The following is a 19,812-nucleotide window of genomic DNA, read 5'->3' as shown; positions in this document are numbered from 1 at the left end:
GTTTAAAAAACGCCACCACCGCTAGTTTTTCAATTTTTTTTGCCCCATAACCGGGGTTTTTATCTTTTTTTTTTGTTCCACAAAAAAAAATACTCCAACCGACCCCGGTTTTTAGCATATTGATATAGCGAAACGGTATTGTCTTTTTCGTGGCGGGTGGCTCTACGATGCGCGTCATCTGCTCATTGGCGTGCTTTGGAGTGCGCTTTTCATGACGTTACAAATTGCTCTGACACTTCTGGTTCTGCTGGCTGTTTTTTTGGCTCTTGTTTCCAATCGACTGCCGGCTGATGCAATCATGCTGGGCGCCCTTCTGGTCTTGCTCCTCAGTGATGTTATTAACGTTTCACAAGCCTTGGCGGGTTTTTCCAATCCGGGGCTTATTGCGGTTGCCCTGTTGTATGTTGTCGCTGCGGCATTGCGCGACACGGGGGCTATTTACTGGGTGTCTCGGGTGTTGCTGGGTCGGCCGACATCCGCACGCGGTGCCCAGAGTCGACTCATTTTCCCTGCCGGTATCCTCAGCGCTTTTTTGAATAACACCACGGTGGTGGCAATGATGATTCCGGCAGTTCAGGAGTGGGCGCAGCGCCTGCGGTTTTCTGCCTCGCAATTACTTTTGCCGTTGAGCTATGCAGCGATTCTTGGGGGTACGTGCACTCTGATTGGTACCAGTACGAACCTGGTCGTCGATGGCTTGTGGCAGCAACAGGGCAACCCTGGATTTCGTATTTTCGATCTGGCGCCGGTTGGTATACCGCTGTTCGCCGTCGGCGCGACGTTTCTAGTTTTTTTTGCACCGCGCCTGCTGCGTGAAAAACAGAGTTTTGTGACCCAGGCTGAAAAAGCGCGGGAGTATTGGGTGGAAATGCGAATCCCGCCAGGCAGTCCGCTGCTGAATCGGTCGATCGAAGCGGCGGGACTGCGCAATCTAACCTACGGCTATCTGACGGAGGTTGAGCGCGGCGGGAACCTGTTTACGGCTGTCTCGCCAGATATGTTGCTGGAAGCAGAGGATACTCTGACCTTTGTCGGCGCGCCTGAGTGCGCCCGAGAGTTGCAGCGGATACAGGGGCTGGTGCCCGCACATGGCGGCGCGCACAAACTTTCGCTCTATCATCACCAGCGCTGCTTGGTGGAGGTGGTGATCGGCCCAGAGTTTCCGGCTATCAATACTTCGGTGAAGGAGGGCGCGTTTCGCACCCGCTATCAAGCGGCCATTTTGAGTATTAGTCGGGACGGGCAACGCCTGGCAGGTAAGGTGGGTGAGACAGTTTTACGGGTGGGCGACACCCTGTTACTGGAAACTGGTGAGAGCTTCGTAGAACAGTATCAATTTCGGCGGGATTTTCTGTTGGTGAGCCCTTTGCGTGATTCTTCGCCGCCGGATTTCGCTAAAGCTCCGTTGGCTGTGGCTATCCTTGTTGCCATGGTGTTGATTAACCTTGTGGGTTGGTTGTCGGTGGTGGAGGCTGCAGCCTTGGCCGCTTCCGCATTGCTTTTGGCGGGTTGCGTATCTCTCAACAGAGCTCGCCAGTACGTGAGTGTTAACCTGCAGGTGCTGCTGGTAATCGGCGCCGCGTTTGCGGTGGGCACTGCGATGGAAGTCAGTGGTACTGCGCGCTGGCTGGTGAGCGGACTGCTCAGTTCTGGCTTGGAGAATCCCTGGCTGGCACTTGCAATAATCTATCTGGTGACCGCGTTGTTTACCGAGGTGGTTACCAATAACGCTGCCGCTGTGTTGATGTTTCCAATTGCCACCGGTATTGCCGAGCAGTTAGGTGTCAGTCCGGTACCCTTTGTCTTTGCCATTATGTTTGCTGCTAGCGCCAGTTTTATGACACCGTTGGGATATCAAACTAACCTGATGGTGATGGGGCCGGGGGGATACAGTCTGGTGGATTACCTGCGTCTTGGGGTGCCCATGAGTATCGTCGCGGCAGTGATCACGATAGGGCTGATACCGCTGGTGTGGTCGTTTTGACCGCGTCTTTTGCGCGATCGGCGCTTTGCGAGACTAGCGCGTGCGGCTAAACTCCTCGCATGACACAAGCTATTGATCAGTACCTGGACGCCATCTGGCTGGAAAAGGGCCTTAGCGATAACACGCTGGCGTCCTATCGTCGCGATCTGGTGCAGTTTGAGCGTTGGCTCGAGGCTAAAGGTGTAGAGGTGCTGCGCGCTACCGGTGCCGATCTGTTGGAATGGCTTGGGGAGCTGGCACGGCGAGGGCAATCGGTGCGCAGTTCGGCGCGGATGCTGTCCTGCCTACGCGGATTTTATCGCTATTTTGTGCGAGAGAACCGGATCAGTGTCGACCCAACGGTGAATATTGATTCGCCCCGTATCGGCCGTCCCCTACCTAAATCCCTGAGTGAAGAAGACGTTGATGCCCTGCTGGCCCAGCCTGATACCTCGCTTGCGCTGGAGCTTCGCGACAAGGCGATGCTGGAGTTGCTGTACGCTACTGGATTGAGGGTGTCTGAACTGGTGGGCCTGAGCCTGCATCAGCTCAATGTGCATCAGGGCGTGGTCAAGGTCATGGGTAAGGGTAGTAAGGAGCGCTTGGTGCCGATGGGGGAAGAGGCGCTGTACTGGCTGCAGCAATACCTGTCCCAAGGCCGTGCAGAGCTGACGCGTACGGGGGATGTACTGTTTCCGAGCCGGCGCGGGACCCTGATGACGCGTCAGACTTTCTGGCACAGGGTAAAGGTTTACGCACAGCGCGCGAACATTCGGGTTAACCTGTCGCCACATACCCTGCGGCACGCCTTCGCTACACATCTCATCAATCACGGTGCGGATCTGCGGGTTGTCCAATTGTTGTTGGGGCATAGTGACCTGAGCACCACACAGATATACACTCATGTTGCGAGAGAGCGAATGAAGCAATTGCACCAGCAGCATCACCCTCGGGGTTAATTGCCCTTCGGAACTGTTTCAGGTTTCTGCTTTCCAAACTGTTAATCCTAGAACTGAAAGGTTTTTTTCATGATTCAATTTCTTCTTCGTGCCGGCATTCTCGGTGCAGCATTATTGGCACTGTCGGTACAGGCCGCGACGCCGACCGAAACCATCCGTCAGGCTTTCGGCAAGAGCCGTCCGGATATTCAGCTCGAAAGCGTGAAAGCCAGCGATGTTCAGGGGCTTTACGAGGTTCGGCTCAAAGATGGCCCAACGGTCTACGCCACGGAAGACGGCAAGTTTTTTATTACCGGCGATCTGTACCAACTGGCGCCCGGTGGTTTTGTGAATATCGCAGAGCGTGAGCGCGAAGAGTTCCGAAAGCAACGTATGGCTCGGGTCAGCAATGACGAGATGATAGTTTTCCCGGCAGAGGGTAAAACCAAAAGTGCTATCTACGTGTTTACCGATGTCGATTGTGGCTATTGCCGCAAGCTGCACAATGAGGTTCCTGAGCTGAATAAATTGGGTGTTGAAGTGCGCTATCTTGCCTATCCGCGCGATCTGCCACGCGGTGATCAATCCAGAACCACGCCGAAAATGGTTTCTGCCTGGTGCGCCAAGGATCGCCAGGATGCGCTTACCAAACTAAAAAACAACCAGAGCATTCCGACGGCAACCTGTGATAACCCGGTGACTGACCAGTATATGCTGGGTGGTGAGATGGGTGTGACCGGAACGCCGGCTATTATCACTACGCGCGGTGAGCTGGTCCCTGGCTATATGCCGGCAGGCGACTTGGCTCGCGTGGCGATTGAAGGAAAATAACTATTACTGTCACTCTTTAAGGAACGCCCGTGCAGGATCAATTCAGCCGTATCAGCCGACTGCCGCCCTATGTCTTTAATATCATTGGTGAGTTGAAGCAAGCGGCACGGGCGCGCGGCGAGGATGTGATTGATTTTGGGATGGGTAACCCGGATCAACCAACGCCGCAGCATATCGTCGACAAGTTGACCGAGACCGCCCAGCGGAGCGATACCCATCGCTATTCCCAGTCGCGGGGTATTCCCCGGCTGCGCAAGGCGATCAGCGACTGGTATCGGCGGCGCTACGACGTTGCTATCGATCCCGACTCAGAAGCGATAGTGACACTGGGGTCCAAAGAGGGGCTGGCCCATCTGGCGCTGGCGACAACCGGGCCGGGTGATGCGATTCTGGTGCCCAACCCCTCGTATCCAATCCACCCCTACGGCTTTGTGATCGCAGGCGCCGATATCCGCCACGTGCCGATGAGTGACGAAAGCAGTTTTTTCGAGGAGTTGGAGCAGGCCATCCGCAACAGCTGGCCCAAACCAAAGATGCTGGTATTGAACTTCCCGGCCAATCCAACGACGCATTGTGTCGAGTTGGCGTTTTTCGAGAAGGTTGTCAAAGTAGCCCGAGAGCACGAAATTTGGGTGGTTCAGGATCTTGCCTATGCCGACCTTGTCTACGACGGGTATCAAGCGCCGTCTATTTTGCAGGTGGAGGGAGCCAAGGATATAGCCGTCGAATTTTTCTCCCTGTCCAAAAGCTACAATATGCCCGGCTGGCGCGTGGGTTTCTGTTGTGGCAACCGAACGCTGATCGCCGCTCTGGCAAGAATGAAGTCCTATCTCGATTACGGCATGTTCACCCCTATCCAAGTAGCAGCTATTCACGCGCTTGAAGCGGATCAGGCTTGCGTGGAAGAAATACGCCAGCTCTACCAGAAACGTCGCGATGTACTCTGCCAGGGGCTTAATGATCTGGGTTGGACAGTGACACCGCCGAAAGCGACGATGTTTGTTTGGGCGCCTATTCCAGAAGCCTATCGCGCATTAGGTTCGCTGGAATTTGCCAAAAAGTTGCTGGTAGAGGCGAAGGTTGCAGTGTCGCCGGGCATTGGTTTTGGTGAATACGGTGAAGGCTATGTGCGATTTGGCCTGATTGAGAATGAACAGCGAACCCGCCAGGCCCTGCGGAATATCAAGCGGATGATGCGCGAAGACGGTCAGCCATCGGTTGTCTGATCGCCGCTGCGAAAACGGGGGCTTCGATATCTCGCCCTGAATGGGCAGAATCGGCCGTCGATCGCGCCCCTCCCGCGTGTAATACCTCCCAAATCAAGCTAGAATACGCGCCTTAATTTTCGCCGTCCGGCAATGGCCGGACATACGTGCGCAGCGAGGAGAGGCAGCTTGAATCCCGTCAAGGTAGGCATTTGTGGTTTGGGTACCGTGGGCAGCGGTACGTTTAATGTTCTGACGCGTAATCGCGATTCCATTCGCGCCCGGGTGGGAGCTGATGTTGTGGTAGCCCAGATTGGAGCGCGCCGCGATAACCCCTCATGCGATACCGGTAATGTGCCGATCACTCGCGATATTTTCGATGTAGCCCGTAATCCCGATATTGATGTAGTGGTGGAACTTATTGGCGGCACCACGGTTGCGCGCGAGCTGATTCTCGAGGCTATTGCCAACGGCAAGCATGTGGTTACGGCCAACAAGGCGTTGATTGCCGAGTACGGAAACGAGATATTTGCAGCCGCTCAGGAAAAAGGCGTCAGCGTGGCGTTTGAAGCGGCAGTTGCCGGCGGCATTCCGATTATCAAGGCCCTGCGTGAAGGGCTGGCGGCCAACCAGGTGGAGTGGCTGGCTGGCATCATCAATGGCACCGGGAATTTCATCCTCACGGAAATGCGTGAAAAGGGGCGTGATTTCGCCGATGTGCTGGCAGAGGCTCAGGCACTGGGTTATGCCGAAGCAGACCCCACCTTTGATGTGGAAGGTATCGACGCCGCTCACAAGCTGGTCATTCTGGCGTCTATCGCGTTTGGCATACCGTTGCAATTTGACAAGGTATATACCGAGGGTATTACCCGCATCTCTACTGACGACGTGAACTACGCAGAAGAGCTGGGCTACCGGATCAAGCATCTGGGTATCGCGCGGTGCGATGACAGGGGTATTGAACTGCGGGTACATCCCACCCTGATCCCTGAAAAACGCCTGATCGCCAATGTAAATGGCGTGATGAATGCCATTCTGGTCAAGGCCGATGCGGTTGGCCCAACGCTTTATTACGGCCCCGGTGCGGGTAGCGAACCTACCGCCTCATCCGTGGTGGCTGACGTGGTCGATGTGGCGCGTACGCTCACGGCAGAGCCTCAGCATCGTGTACCGTATCTGGCGTTCCATCCTGATACCTTGAGTGATCATCCGGTTATGGCCATCGAGGATGTACACAGCGCCTACTATTTGAGAATGTCTGCGCTCGATAAGCCGGGCGTGTTGTCGCAAATTGCCCAGATTCTCAGCAATGCGGGCATCAGCATTGAAGCGTTGATTCAGAAGCAGCCAGCAGAAGGCGCTGATCACGTGCCAGTGATTCTATTGACCAACATTGCTCAGGAAAAAGCCTTGATGAGCGCTGTGGAGCAGATTCAGGCGCTCGATAGTATTGCTGAAGAAGTAGTGCGCATCCGGGTTGAATCTCTGGCAGGTTGATGAGTGCAAGTGAGCACCAGTAAAAGCACGGGGCTGATTTACCGTAAGGCTGGCTCCCACTTTAGATAAAGACGAAGGCAAACGATGAAATACATCAGCACCCGGGGCAAAGCGCCCGCTCTTAACTTTGAAGATGTACTGCTGACCGGACTTGCGCCGGATGGCGGGCTCTATGTGCCGGAAAAGCTGCCAACTTACAGCGCTGAGCAGATTGCCGCCTGGTCGAAGCTTTCATACGCCGAGCTGGCCTTTGAAATCGTCAAACCCTTTGTTGACGACTGTATCCCTCAGGAAGATCTGCGCGCAATCGTTAACGACAGCTACAGCGATTTCCGCCACGGGGCCATCGCACCGCTGGTACAGATTGACCAGAACGAGTGGGTGCTGGAGCTGTTTCAGGGGCCAACGCTGGCGTTTAAAGATTTTGCGTTGCAGATGCTGGGGCGACTGCTGGATTACGTGCTTGAGCGCAAAAACCAGAAAGTGGTGGTGATGGGCGCAACCTCGGGTGATACCGGGTCTGCCGCCATTCAAGGCTGTAAGCGCTGCAAAAATCTGGACATTTTTATTCTGCACCCTTACCAGCGTGTGTCGGAAGTGCAGCGACGCCAGATGACAACCGTGGCCGGTGACAATATCCATAACATCGCGCTCAAGGGGCATTTCGACCATTGCCAGGCAATGGTCAAAGCCAGCTTTGCGGATCAGAGCTTCTTGCCGGAAGGGCGTCAGTTGGTGGCGGTTAATTCTATCAACTGGGCGCGCATCATGGCTCAGATTGTTTACTATTTTTATGCGGGGCTGGCGCTGGGCGCGCCCGGTCGCAAAGTCAGCTTCTCGGTACCGACCGGTAATTTCGGTGATATCTATGCAGGATATCTGGCCAAACAGATGGGCCTGCCTATAGACCAGCTGGTGATTGCGACCAACTGCAACGATATTCTGCACCGGTTTGTCAGCAATAATCGCTTTGAAAAGCAGGAACTGCAGCACACACTCTCGCCCAGTATGGATATTGTTATATCCAGTAACTTCGAACGTATGCTGTTTGATGGCTATGAGCGCGATGGGGCGGCTATCGACGACCTGATGGATCGCTTCAATCGCGAACCTGTATCCGTGCCGGATAGTGTATTTGCGCGGGTTCGAGACCTGTTTGACAGCGGCCGAGTTAGTGATGATGAAACGGTTGCCACAATAAAATCCGTCTTTGACGAAAGCGAATACCTGCTTGATCCGCACTCCGCTATTGGTGTTCACGCGGCGCGTGCCTGCTGGCGTGATCGCAGTGTGCCGATGGTGACCTTGGCGACTGCGCATCCGGCCAAATTCCCGGATGCGGTCATGAAGGCAGGCTACCCCGAATCACCGGCACTGCCGCACCACATGCAGGATCTGCTGACCCTGCCAGAGCGCTATGAGGTGCTCGATAACGATCTTACTGCGGTGCAATCCTTTATGGCGTCGCACATCAGCGCCTGATGAGTCTTATTATTCAGCGACGCCAGCCGGCGCTGGACAAGGTTGGGTTTTCTGATGCCGTGCCGTCGCTGTTGCAGCGTATTTATGCGTCGCGTGGGCTGTTCAAGGATGAAGACTGTGACCTGTCGCTGAGCCGCCTGTTGCCGCCTACCTGCAAGGGGCTGGACGAAGCGGTATCACGCCTTGTCGACGCAATTACTCTCCAGCAAAAGATACTGATCGTCGGCGATTTCGACGCTGATGGCGCTACCAGTTCGGCACTTGGTCTTCGCGTGTTGCGAGCTTTTGGTGCTGAACGCGTGGATTTCCTCGTGCCCAATCGGTTCGAGTACGGCTATGGTCTGAGCCCGGAAATTGTTGACGTGGCCGCCCAATCCACCCCTGACCTGATTGTTACGGTAGATAACGGCATTTCCAGTATCGCCGGCGTCGCAGCCGCCAATGCGTGTGGTATTGACGTGGTGGTGACCGATCACCATTTGCCGGGTGACGAATTGCCCGACGCGCTCGCCATTGTGAATCCCAATCAACCGGGCTGTCCGTTTCCAAGCAAGGCTCTGGCTGGTGTGGGCGTTATGTTTTATCTGCTGTCGGCCCTGCGCGCAGGACTGACTGCTGCAGGGTGGTTTAAGAAGAGGGCAATCGCGCCGCCACGCATGGCGGATTACCTCGATCTGGTCGCGCTGGGTACGGTGGCGGACGTGGTGCCGCTGGATCATAACAACCGTATTTTGGTGGCTCAGGGCATTCGGCGGATTCGGGCCGGCATGGCCAGTCCCGGTATTTACGCGCTGTTGGAGGTGGGGCGGCGCGACCCCACGCATCTGCAGGCCGCAGATCTTGGGTTTGTGGTCGGCCCGCGCCTTAATGCGGCCGGTCGGCTCGATGACATGTCGCTGGGCATCCGCTGTCTGGTGGCAGACAGCGCTGACGAGGCGAGAAGGCTGGCGTCAGAGCTGGATAGTCTTAACCGTGAGCGGCGCGAGATTGAGCAGGGCATGCAGCAGGAGGCATTGCGGCACCTTGAAAACCTGCAACTGGATGCCGATAAAATGCCGCTGGGGCTCACCTTGCATGACGATACCTGGCATCCCGGCGTGGTTGGTTTGGTGGCTTCACGTATTAAAGAGCGTTTTCACCGGCCGGTTATCGCATTCGCACCTGAAGACAACGACACGGTCAAAGGCTCAGGCCGTTCCATCGCCGGTATTCATCTGCGCGATGTGCTGGATCTGGTCAATAAACGGTGTCCCGGCGCGATCATTAAGTTCGGGGGACATGCTATGGCAGCCGGGCTGAGCCTGCATCGAGCGGCGCTCGATGAATTTTCGCATGCGTTCGCCAGCACGATTGCCGAGCAATCAGATCCTGAGCTGTTTGAGGCGCGACTAAGTAGTGATGGTGAATTGCACGCTGGCGAGCTGACCCAGTCTATGGCTCAGTCACTGTTGGACGCAGGACCTTGGGGCCAGCATTTTCCCGAGCCGCGATTCGATGGCGAATTTTTACTGATTAATCAGCGTATCGTCGGTGAAAAGCATCTAAAACTGGTGGTTGCGCCGGAATCTTCGCCGCAAAAAGCCATTGATGCCATTGCCTTCAATATTGACCCCGATGTCTGGCCAAACCCTGACGCCCGCCGGGTGCGGCTTTACTATGCGCTGGATGTAAACCGATTTCGCGGCACAGAGCAATTGCAGCTTATGGTGCAGTCCCTCGAGGTTATGGACTAGCCATTATTTTACGGCGTGCCACTGAGTTTCGGGAGCACTGGCAAGACTGCCTGATCGGTGAATCTGTGCTGTCGCCGGGCGGGCACCCCAAAACAGCGTCGCGGCTTTCAGCTCTAGTGTCCTTCCTGTAAAATTGCCGCTCTTTTTATCGCTGGACAGACTCTACATGCTGGAAGTTAACGCACTGAGACAATCAATCAAGGATATGACCGAGCGAACAGACGTGCTCCGGGGGTATCTTTGACTACGCTCACAAGAAAGAGCGGCTGACTGAAGTCGAGCTGGAGCTGGGTGAACCCTCCGTGTGGGACGACCCAGACAAAGCGCAGGCCCTTGGGCGCGAGCGAGCAGCACTAGAGGCTGTGGTGCACACCATAGACGAGATGGACAGCGGTCTGGTGGACTTGTCTGAACTGCTGGAAATGGTGGTGGAAGAGGGCGATGAAGACACGCTCGAAGCGCTCGAAGGCGACATTGAAAAACTCGAGGCCGGGCTTAATACCCTAGAGTTCCGCCGCATGTTTTCCGGCGAGATGGATGCAAGTAACTGCTTTCTCGATATTCAGGCCGGTTCTGGTGGTACTGAGGCGCAGGACTGGGCCAATATGCTCCTTCGCATGTATCTGCGCTGGGGTGAGCGTCGTGGTTTCAAGCCCGAGCTGATTGAAGTCTCTGCTGGTGAGGTTGCAGGCATTAAAAGTGCCACAGTACAGTTTAGTGGAGAGTACGCCTACGGTTGGCTGCGAACGGAAACCGGGGTTCATCGTTTGGTGCGCAAGTCGCCTTTTGACTCGGGCAATCGTCGACATACGTCATTTGCATCGGTTTGGGTCTCGCCGGAGATCGACGATGATATCGATATTGAGATTAATCCGTCCGATGTGCGCACCGATACTTATCGAGCGAGCGGCGCGGGCGGTCAGCACATTAACAAAACCGACTCAGCGGTGCGTCTGACCCACGAACCTACGGGCATCGTGGTGCAGTGTCAGAGCGAGCGCTCGCAGCATCAGAACCGCGATAAGTCCTGGAAAATGCTCAAGGCAAAGCTTTACGAGTTGGAGCTACAAAAACGCAATCAGGCGGCCCAAGCGGTAGAAGACAGCAAGTCGGATATCGGATGGGGCAGTCAAATCCGCTCATACGTACTGGATGACCAGCGTATCAAGGATTTGCGCACTAACGTACAAACCAGCAACTGCGATCGGGTGCTGGATGGCGATATCGATCAATTTATTGAAGCCAGCCTGAAAAGCGGCCTCTAATCCATAGGTACCTCAATGACCGAGCAAACTCCTCTGAACGCTGACGACAATCGCCTGATCGCGGAACGTCGCGGAAAATTGCAGAAAATACGGGATCAGCGCAACGCTTTTCCCAATACCTATCGTCGAACCGACTATGCGGCAGACCTGCAAAACGAGTTGGGCGAGAAAGATAAGGCCGAGTTGGAAGCACTGGATCGCAAGGCCTGTGTCGCAGGTCGCATTATGGCCAAGCGGGGGCCGTTTCTGGTGCTGCAGGATGGCACCGGGCGAATTCAGGCGTATGTAGACAAGAAGACGCTCCCCGCCGAGCAGATGGAAGAAATTAAAACCTGGGATATCGGGGACATTATCGGCACCACCGGGCCTGTACATAAATCCGGAAAGGGTGATCTCTACGTCTACCTGGAAAAGGTGGAACTGCTGACTAAATCCCTGCGCCCCTTGCCCGACAAATTCCATGGTTTGCAGGATCAGGAAATGCGCTACCGTCAGCGTTATGTCGACCTGATCGTCAACCCCGAAGTTCGTGACGTATTTCGCACACGCGCTAAAATTGTGAGCTCCATTCGCCGCTATCTGGGTGAGCGAGACTACATGGAAGTGGAAACGCCCATGATGCAGGTGATTCCCGGCGGTGCCAGTGCGCGTCCCTTCATCACGCACCACAACGCACTCGATCTTGATATGTATCTCAGAATCGCTCCTGAGTTGTACCTAAAACGTCTAGTAGTTGGCGGTTTTGAACGAGTTTTTGAAATTAACCGAAACTTTCGCAACGAAGGTTTGTCAACACGGCACAATCCAGAATTTACAATGCTGGAGTTCTATCAGGCTTACGCAGACTACAAAGACCTGATGGATCTGACGGAAGACATGTTGCGAACGGTAACGCTGGAAGTGTTAGGCACCACCCGCGTGGTACAAACCGAGCGCAATGCAGATGGCGAGGTGGTGAACGAGAAAGTTTACGATTTTGGCGAGCCCTTCCAGCGCCTGTCGGTGTTTGATGCAGTGTTGAAATTCAACCCTGACATCACCGCCGAGGCGCTGGCAGACGATACTCAGGCGCGGGAAATTGCGAAGCGATTGGGTATCAAGCTGAAGGATAGTTGGGGTCTAGGTAAGGTACAGATCGAAATCTTTGAAGAGACTGTAGAGCATCTATTAGACCAGCCAACCTTCATTACGGAGTACCCAACTGAGGTTTCCCCGCTTGCTCGCCGAAGCGATGCGAATCCCTTCGTCACAGACCGCTTTGAGTTTTTTGTTGGTGGTCGAGAGCTTGCTAACGGTTTTTCGGAGCTGAATGACGCAGAAGACCAGGCGGCCCGCTTTATGGAGCAGGTTGCCGAAAAAGAAGGTGGAGATCTTGAGGCTATGCACTACGACGCTGACTATATCAAGGCGTTGGAATATGGCTTGCCACCGACAGCCGGTGAAGGTATAGGTATTGACCGCTTGGTTATGCTGTTAACCGATTCTCCGTCCATTCGCGATGTGTTGCTGTTTCCACATATGCGGCCGGAGGGTAGTGCTGGCTGATAGAAAAGGATATTGTTGTCTAAAACAAAAGGGAGACTGTGAATGCGACTCGATACAGTGGACTTGTTTCAGGGTTTGAGTAATGAAGAGCTGGAGGCCTTGCGTCGTGCCAGCGTTGCCAGAGAGTTCAGTAAAAATTCAGTTGTCATTCACGAAGGTGATCTGGCTGACTCCCTTTATATCATAGAGCGTGGGCGCGTTAAGGTTTACTGTAGCGACAAGAACGGTAAGGACTTTGTGCTCGATATTCTCGAAGATGGCGATTATTTCGGGGAGCTTGCCTTGCTGGATGATGACCGCCGTTCCGCCTCTGTTCGCGCCATGGAAACGGCCAGTTTTCGGGTGATTTATAAGCAGGATTTCAATACCGTTCTGGACGCTCACCCGAATATCGCGCGCACGCTGATCCGCAACCTGACTCGTCGCATTCGCAAGTTGACCGACGACGTTAAAGCGCTGGCTTTGCAGGATGTATACGGCCGTGTGGCCAAGGTGCTGACGACATTGGCGGAGACTGACGACAAAGGTGTGGGGCGAATCCAGGAAAAGCTGACTCAGCAGGATATTGCCGACCGAGTCGGCGCTTCACGTGAAATGGTTGCGCGAATCCTGAAGGACCTGACGATCGGCGAGTATATCGCCATTGAGTCTCGCCAGATTTTGCTGCTCAAACAGCTGCCCGAAAGCTATTAAACCAGCAGCAGCTCGGCTCCTAATTGCCCGTCGGCGTAGGAGCCGGGTTCGCTGATGAATCTTCTCCAGCCGGTTCGACGGTTGTCACTGTGGCAGTAGCTCGGCCGCGTCCAAATCGTGCCTGAAGGGTGTCGCCCTGGGATAGCGAGCCAGCATCCGTCACGGCCTTTCCACGTGCATCCAGCACAATCGCATAGCCCCGCTGAAGAGTGCCGTCGGGACTCAGCTTGCGGATCATTTCTGCTGTGTGGTTCAGGCGTTGTTGCTGGTGGCGCAGCGCGTTTCTGACTGCGACCATCAGTCGCTTTTGGGTCTCTTCGAGTTGTCGCTGTTGCTGTGTCAGTTGGCGACTGGGGCTGAGCGACAGCAGGCGTTTTTCCAGACTGTTTACGCGATGGCGATGGGTTTGTAAGAGCTGCCCAATCAGGCGTTGCAGATACAATTCCCGTTCATCGAGACGTTGCGAGCGCTCACTGATCAATTGCGCGGGATTACGAAGCCGCTTGTGCAGACTCTGCTGTCTTTCGCGGGCACCGCGCAGTGTCCGCAGTATTTGGTTCTGCAACGAGGCGTTGAGTGAGCTGAGGTAAGTGCGCACTTCCATTTGGTCCGGGCACAGTAGCTCTGCGGCCGCCGACGGTGTGGGTGCGCGCAGGTCGGCAACAAAGTCGGCTATGCTGAAGTCAACTTCGTGCCCGACAGCGCTTACTACGGGTAGCTCACTGCTGAATACCGCTTCGGCCACGCTACGTTCGTTGAAGGGCCATAGATCTTCCAGCGAACCGCCGCCACGGGTTAGTAACACAACGTCTGGGCGGTCGTCTCCGCTGAGCTGGTTGGCCAGTTTCAGAGCGTTGACAAGCTGCGCGGCTGCTGCCTCACCCTGCACCTGAGAGGGGATCAGGGTAACGCGAAGTGCCGGCCAGCGGCGGGCGATCACCGAAAGCACATCGCGGATCGCCGCACCGGTGGGGGAGGTGATCACCGCCAAGTGGCGAACCCGTTTCGGCAACGCGCGCTTGCGATCGAACTTGCCCGCCGCCTTGAGTTCCTGTTTAAGCTGTTCAAAGGCTTGGGCCAGCGCGCCAGCCCCTGCGGGCTGCATCGTGTCGACTATTAGCTGATAGTCGCCGCGCCCCTCGTACAGGCTTACTTTGCCGGTGATCTGCACCTGCTGCCCCGCTTGGGGCTGAAAGCGCACCGCAAAGTTCCGGCTTTTGAACATCGCGCATCGAATCTGGGCGCGGTCATCCTTTAATGTGAAATACCAGTGGCCTGAGCCAGGGCGCGCGAGGTTGGAAAGCTCGCCAACCACGCTAACCTGCGAAAAACAGTCTTCTAACAGCTGTTTTGCCAGCCTATTGAGCTGGCCAACCGACAGAACATCAGTAGGAGAGGGTGTTTGCATGGGCGGCATTGTAAACGAATGAGAGCAAAGCCGGCGACTATTGGTTTACTCGCATGGCCCCCATCCCTTAAAATTGTCCGATTAACTCGCGATCACCGGAAGAAGCTATGCTGCGAATCGCACAAGAAGCCCTCACTTTTGACGATGTACTCCTACTGCCAGGCTACTCCGAGGTTACCGCTAAGGATGTGAGCCTGCGGACTCGTCTGAGCCGTAATATTGAATTGAACATTCCCCTGCTGTCTGCAGCAATGGATACGGTGACCGAAAGCCGTCTCGCCATTGCGCTTGCTCAGGAAGGGGGTATTGGCATTATCCACAAAAGCATGACGATCGAGCAGCAGGCCGCAGAAGTACGTGCGGTCAAAAAGCACGAAAGTGGTGTGGTGAAAGACCCTATCACCATTGATGCCAATGCCACATTGGCGGATCTGATTGAGCTGCGACGTAAAAACAAGATCTCCGGCCTGCCGGTCATGGACAAAGGCGAGCTGGTGGGTATTGTGACCAGTCGCGATGTTCGTTTTGAGGAAGACCCGAGCAAGCTCGTGTCGGCGATCATGACGCCAAAAGATAAGCTGGTAACGGTGCAGGAAGGCGCCGATATGGCCTTGGTGCGTGAATTGCTGCACCGCAATCGTATCGAAAAGGTCCTGGTGGTCAATGATGCCTTTAAGCTGCGCGGCATGATTACCGTCAAGGATATGAACAATGCCCAGACCTATCCTCACGCTTGTAAGGATGCGTCCGGTCAGCTGCGTGTCGGAGCCTCCGTAGGCACCAGTGCCGATACCGATGATCGGGTTGCCGCACTGGTCGAGGCTGGGGTGGATGTGCTGGTGGTCGATACCGCTCACGGGCATTCCCGTAATGTGCTCAAGCGGGTATCTATGATCAAGCAGCAATATCCGCAGATCGACGTGATTGGTGGCAATATCGCGACCGCAGAAGCGGCCAAGGCTCTGTTGGAAGCAGGTGCCGATGGCGTGAAAGTGGGCATTGGACCGGGCTCAATCTGTACTACCCGGATTGTCACCGGTATTGGCGTGCCTCAGATTTCGGCGATTGCCAATGTCGTGGAGGCCCTGCAGGGAACCGATGTGCCGGTCATCGCCGATGGTGGTATTCGTTACTCTGGCGATATCTCCAAGGCTGTTGCAGCCGGTGCGCACGCGGTGATGATGGGTTCCATGTTTGCCGGTACAGAAGAAGCTCCAGGCGAAGTGGAGCTTTATCAGGGGCGTACTTACAAATCCTACCGTGGCATGGGTTCAATGGGCGCCATGGCTAAAACCCAGGGATCCAGCGATCGCTATTTCCAAAGTGCAGAAGAAGGCGTGGAGAAGCTGGTTCCAGAAGGTATTGAAGGCCGTGTTCCCTTTAAAGGGTCACTGTCTGCCATTGTCCATCAGTTGATGGGTGGGCTGCGTTCTGCCATGGGTTACACCGGCAGTATTGATATCGACACCATGCGTACCCGGCCTCAGTTTACCCGGGTGACGTCTGCCGGTATGAACGAAAGTCATGTGCATGACGTGAGTATCACCAAGGAAGCACCTAACTACCCGCGCGGGTAAGGCTGATCGCGAGAGTGAGTGCTGCTCGCTCTCGCCGAAAAGCCACAGGTATTGTCGACACGGGGCGCAGGCCCCGTTTCTCTTTTCAGATCAGAGACACAAGCATGCAAAACATCCATTCTCACCGTATTCTGGTTCTAGATTTCGGTTCCCAGTACACCCAGCTTATTGCACGTCGTGTACGCGAAATCGGTGTGTACTGTGAGATCCATGCCTTTGATATGCCGGAAGAGGATATCCGTGCGTTTAATGCAAAAGGCATCATTCTGGCAGGGGGGCCTGAGTCGGTAACCGCCGGTCAGTCGCCGCGTGCGCCGCAGGTTGTGTTTGAACTGGATGTGCCGGTGCTGGGCATCTGTTACGGCATGCAAACCATGGCTGAGCAATTAGGCGGCAAGGTTGAGTCGTCTACGATTCGCGAGTTTGGTTACGCGCGAGTATCGGTCAATGAGCCCGGTAGCCTGCTGCAAGATATTGCAGATCACATGGAGGGTTCTCGCGCTCAGCTCGATGTGTGGATGAGTCATGGCGACAAGGTTGTGACCCTGCCGCAAGGGTTTTCCGTCATGGCCGAAACACCATCGTGTCCTATAGCCGGTATGGTGAATGAAGCCCGGAAATTCTATGGTGTGCAATTTCACCCGGAGGTGACGCATACGTTGCAGGGCAAGCGTATATTTGAGCACTTCTTGCTGAATATTTGCGGATGCGAGGCTCTGTGGACCGCAGAGAACATCATTAACGATGGTATTGAGCGGGTACGTAAACAGGTTGGTGATCGTAAAGTATTGCTGGGGCTGTCCGGCGGTGTAGACAGTTCGGTAGTGGCGGCGCTCTTGCATCGCGCTATCGGCGATCAGCTGACTTGTGTGTTTGTGGATAATGGCCTGCTGCGTAAAAACGAAGGCGATCAAGTGATGACCATGTTTGCCGAAAACATGGGTGTGCGGGTAATTCGCGCTGATGCAGTTGAAGTCTTCCTATCGCGCTTGCAAGGCATCAATGACCCTGAGCAGAAACGCAAAGTTATCGGCAATACCTTCATTGAGATCTTCGATGAAGAAGCCCAGAAGCTGAAAGATGTGGATTTTCTGGCGCAGGGCACCATTTATCCGGATGTCATTGAGTCGGCTGCAGCCAAAACCGGTAAGGCCCATGTGATCAAATCCCACCACAATGTGGGTGGTCTGCCAGATGACATGCGTTTTGAATTGGTAGAGCCGCTGCGCGAACTATTCAAGGATGAGGTGCGCAAGATCGGTTTGGAACTGGGCCTGCCGTATGACATGGTCTATCGTCATCCCTTCCCGGGGCCTGGTTTGGGTGTACGCATTCTGGGTGAAGTTAAAAAAGAATACGCCGACCTGTTGCGCGAGGCCGACGCTATCTTTATTGAAGAGCTGCACAAGGCTGATTGGTACCACAAAACCAGCCAGGCCTTTGCCGTATTCCTGCCGGTAAAATCGGTAGGGGTGGTAGGCGACCAGCGCCGCTACGAATATGTTATAGCGCTGCGCGCCGTAGAAACCATCGACTTCATGACTGCTCGTTGGGCTCACCTGCCATACGAGCTGTTGGAGACTGTCTCCAACCGGATTATCAATGAAATATCCGGTGTCTCGCGCGTAACGTATGACGTTTCCAGTAAGCCGCCAGCTACCATTGAATGGGAGTAATCGGTGCTCGCCGATGACGAAAAGTGGATGCGCCATGCCCTAGCGCTGGCACGTGAAGCGGAGCGTCTGGGTGAGGTGCCGGTGGGGGCCGTGCTGGTTCGCGGCGGTGAGCTATTGGCAGAAGGTTTTAATCAGCCAATCAGCAGCAATGACCCCACTGCGCACGCTGAAGTGGTTGTGCTGCGCAATGCAGCAAAGGCGGTGAGTAATTACCGGTTACCCGGCACAACCCTTTATGTCACTGTTGAGCCATGCACCATGTGCGCCGGTTCGTTGATTCACGCGCGTGTCAGCCGTCTGGTGTATGGTGCCCCGGAACCTCGAGCGGGCGCGGTTGCCAGTCAGTTGCAGATTTTGTCGCAACCGTTTTATAACCATCGGATGGAGGTGGAGGGCGGTGTACTGGCTGAAGAGTGCGCGACGCTGATGAGCGATTTTTTTGCCAATAAGCGGCGCTGAGCTCCACGTCGCAATCCCAGTTCTTTCAAGATTAGTGATTACTCAAGGGTGTGTGTCTGATCACAGTGCCTTGTAAAATGGCGCTAAAGCGGGCGGAAGCAGGTCTTCTGCGACTTTGGGTGGCGGTACCCGCACCTTGCTTATTTCTGTCCAGGTAAGCAGGCTGTAGTAGTGGCGGATATTCTGTACGTAGTGCACGGCTTCGTCACCACGGGCGAAGCCATAGCGTGTTTTACTGAAGTATTTGCGTTGACGCAGTAAAGGCAGGCGCTCTTTTACATCGGTCCACAGATTGGGGTTGCCGCCCTGTTTTTTGGTGAGCGTGCGGGCGTCTTCAAGGTGGCCGCGGCCGATATTGTAGGACGCCAGCGCGAACCAGCTGCGGTCTGGCTCGGGAATCGTATCATCGAGCAGTTGGTAGATTTTCTTGTAGTAACGGGCTCCGCCGCGCAGGCTCTGGCGGGCGTCGAATCGGTATTTGACACCCATCTCTTTGGCCGTGCGTCGGGTCAGCATCATCATGCCTTTAACCCCGGTGGGTGAAACTGCTCGCGGATTCCAGTAGGACTCTTGATAGCTCATGGCGGCCAGCAGGCGCCAGTCGATTTCGTATTCTAGTGCAACCTGTTCAATCAGATCCTTGTATTCCGGGAGTCTCAACTCTACCGCTTCAACAAAGGTCTGCGAGTTAATCTGGGTATTGCTTTCATTGTGGCCATAAAAGCGTTCCACCAAACTGGCGAGAGCACCGCTGCCGCGGATCTTCTCAAAAAAAGCATCCAGTTTTTTTTGCAGGCGGGTGTTGTCGTACTTGCTCGTCAGTGCCCACGCGAGAGCGCTGGGTTCACCGATAGAGAAGGCGACGCGGAGTTGGGGGTAAAAGCCTTTATTGGCGATATACTCATTGGAGTCGATGACGGTGAATTCGATGTCGCCATTCTCAAGCAATTCCAGCAGGTCAGCCGTTTCGAGTTTTGGAGGCGATTCCCAAGTGAGCTCTGGATACTCTTCCCGGAGTTCTTTGAGGGTTTCTTCCTGGGTGCTGCCCTGCATGACCTGCAGTTTGCGTCCAATGAGGTCTTCTACCGAATCAGCGTAGGCAATGCCCCTTCGATAAATGACAAACTGCCGTACTTTCATGTAGGTAGGGCCGTATTCGAAGTGCAGGCTTCGCTCCTGAGAGGGGGTGAGGCTTGCAGCCGCAATATGGCTGCGTCCCTTCTCTAGGCGCAGAAACAGGTCGTCGATGCCGTATACCGGGGTTACTTTAAGCTCTACACCCAGGTAGTCAGCAAACATATTGGCCAGAACGTACTCGAAGCCGGTGCCGGTGCCGCGGTTTTCGTAGTAGGTGGTGGGGCCATTGCGGGTCACTACCTTGAGGACGCCTTCCTTCTGGATATGATCCAGGCTGTCCTGCTCCTGGCAGGCGGCCAGCAACAGGCTAAACAGTAGGGTAACTAGGGTCGGGAGTCTGTTCACAACATGCTCAGCGGTAATTTGTCACAATTCTAGCCTTGGCGGGGTTTAGGCGCCAGAT

15 protein-coding genes are annotated in these 19,812 nt (G+C 55.0%); 13 read left to right on the top strand and 2 right to left on the bottom strand.

Annotation, left to right across the window (positions count from 1 at the left end; translation table 11 throughout):
* Positions 1-211: 211 nt before the first annotated feature.
* The 10 genes from AC222A_RS07430 (at position 212) to AC222A_RS07385 (ending at position 13,152) form a co-directional block, all read left to right on the top strand.
* Complete coding sequence (locus tag AC222A_RS07430) at positions 212-1,984, top strand: SLC13 family permease (RefSeq protein WP_372747237.1); 1,773 nt, start codon at positions 212-214, stop codon at positions 1,982-1,984.
* Between the two features lie 59 nt (positions 1,985-2,043).
* A complete protein-coding gene (gene xerD / locus AC222A_RS07425) occupies positions 2,044-2,922 on the top strand; it encodes a site-specific tyrosine recombinase XerD (protein WP_372758312.1) in 879 nt (292 codons plus the stop codon).
* A gap of 69 nt (positions 2,923-2,991) precedes the next feature.
* Entirely contained in the window at positions 2,992-3,732 is a 741-nt protein-coding gene (locus AC222A_RS07420) for a DsbC family protein (protein ID WP_372747239.1), read from the top strand.
* Between the two features lie 29 nt (positions 3,733-3,761).
* The gene (gene alaC, locus AC222A_RS07415) at positions 3,762-4,958 is read left to right on the top strand and encodes an alanine transaminase (RefSeq protein ID WP_372747240.1); all 1,197 of its coding nucleotides are present in this window, start codon (positions 3,762-3,764) and stop codon (positions 4,956-4,958) included.
* Between the two features lie 168 nt (positions 4,959-5,126).
* Positions 5,127-6,434, top strand: a complete 1,308-nt coding sequence (locus tag AC222A_RS07410) for a homoserine dehydrogenase (protein ID WP_372747241.1) — start codon at positions 5,127-5,129, stop codon at positions 6,432-6,434.
* 84 nt (positions 6,435-6,518) lie between these two features.
* Complete coding sequence (gene thrC / locus AC222A_RS07405; RefSeq protein ID WP_372747242.1) at positions 6,519-7,916, top strand: threonine synthase; 1,398 nt, start codon at positions 6,519-6,521, stop codon at positions 7,914-7,916.
* On the top strand, positions 7,916-9,649 hold the full coding sequence (gene recJ, locus AC222A_RS07400; protein WP_372781715.1) for a single-stranded-DNA-specific exonuclease RecJ: 1,734 nt from the start codon (positions 7,916-7,918) through the stop codon (positions 9,647-9,649). Before thrC ends, recJ begins: the two co-directional genes overlap by 1 nt.
* A 166-nt stretch (positions 9,650-9,815) precedes the next feature.
* Positions 9,816-10,914, top strand: a protein-coding gene (gene prfB / locus AC222A_RS07395) for a peptide chain release factor 2 (RefSeq protein WP_372747244.1) whose coding sequence is annotated in 2 segments (ribosomal slippage) — positions 9,816-9,890 and positions 9,892-10,914 — 1,098 coding nt in all. Because the reading frame shifts where the segments join, the coding sequence is not laid out codon by codon here.
* Between the two features lie 15 nt (positions 10,915-10,929).
* Positions 10,930-12,459 carry a lysine--tRNA ligase gene (lysS, locus tag AC222A_RS07390; protein ID WP_372747245.1) on the top strand — a complete coding sequence of 510 codons (1,530 nt, stop codon included), beginning with the start codon at positions 10,930-10,932 and terminating at the stop codon, positions 12,457-12,459.
* Positions 12,460-12,501: 42 nt separating this feature from the next.
* The gene (locus AC222A_RS07385; RefSeq protein ID WP_372747246.1) at positions 12,502-13,152 is read left to right on the top strand and encodes a Crp/Fnr family transcriptional regulator; all 651 of its coding nucleotides are present in this window, start codon (positions 12,502-12,504) and stop codon (positions 13,150-13,152) included.
* A 19-nt stretch (positions 13,153-13,171) separates the two neighbouring features.
* Here AC222A_RS07385 and xseA read toward each other — a convergent pair whose 3' ends face one another.
* On the bottom strand, positions 13,172-14,560 hold the full coding sequence (xseA, locus tag AC222A_RS07380; protein WP_372781717.1) for an exodeoxyribonuclease VII large subunit: 1,389 nt from the start codon (positions 14,558-14,560) through the stop codon (positions 13,172-13,174).
* Positions 14,561-14,667: 107 nt separating this feature from the next.
* On the opposite strand from xseA, the gene guaB reads away from it, so the two are divergent.
* From guaB to tadA, 3 genes are all read left to right on the top strand, one after another.
* Entirely contained in the window at positions 14,668-16,137 is a 1,470-nt protein-coding gene (guaB, locus tag AC222A_RS07375) for an IMP dehydrogenase (RefSeq protein ID WP_372758487.1), read from the top strand.
* A gap of 104 nt (positions 16,138-16,241) precedes the next feature.
* Positions 16,242-17,813 carry a glutamine-hydrolyzing GMP synthase gene (guaA, locus tag AC222A_RS07370; protein WP_372749410.1) on the top strand — a complete coding sequence of 524 codons (1,572 nt, stop codon included), beginning with the start codon at positions 16,242-16,244 and terminating at the stop codon, positions 17,811-17,813.
* Between the two features lie 3 nt (positions 17,814-17,816).
* Positions 17,817-18,272, top strand: coding sequence for a tRNA adenosine(34) deaminase TadA (gene tadA / locus AC222A_RS07365; RefSeq protein WP_372781723.1), 456 nt, complete (start codon positions 17,817-17,819; stop codon positions 18,270-18,272).
* A gap of 60 nt (positions 18,273-18,332) precedes the next feature.
* On the opposite strand, the gene mltF is transcribed toward tadA, so the two are convergent.
* Positions 18,333-19,754: a membrane-bound lytic murein transglycosylase MltF gene (gene mltF / locus AC222A_RS07360; protein WP_372749412.1), complete on the bottom strand. Its 1,422-nt coding sequence runs from the start codon at positions 19,752-19,754 to the stop codon at positions 18,333-18,335.
* Positions 19,755-19,812: the final 58 nt, after the last annotated feature.

It is taken from the genome of Litorivivens sp. (assembly GCF_057445395.1).
Note: the sequence above shows the minus strand (reverse complement) of the source record. Positions and strands in the feature narration are given on the sequence as shown.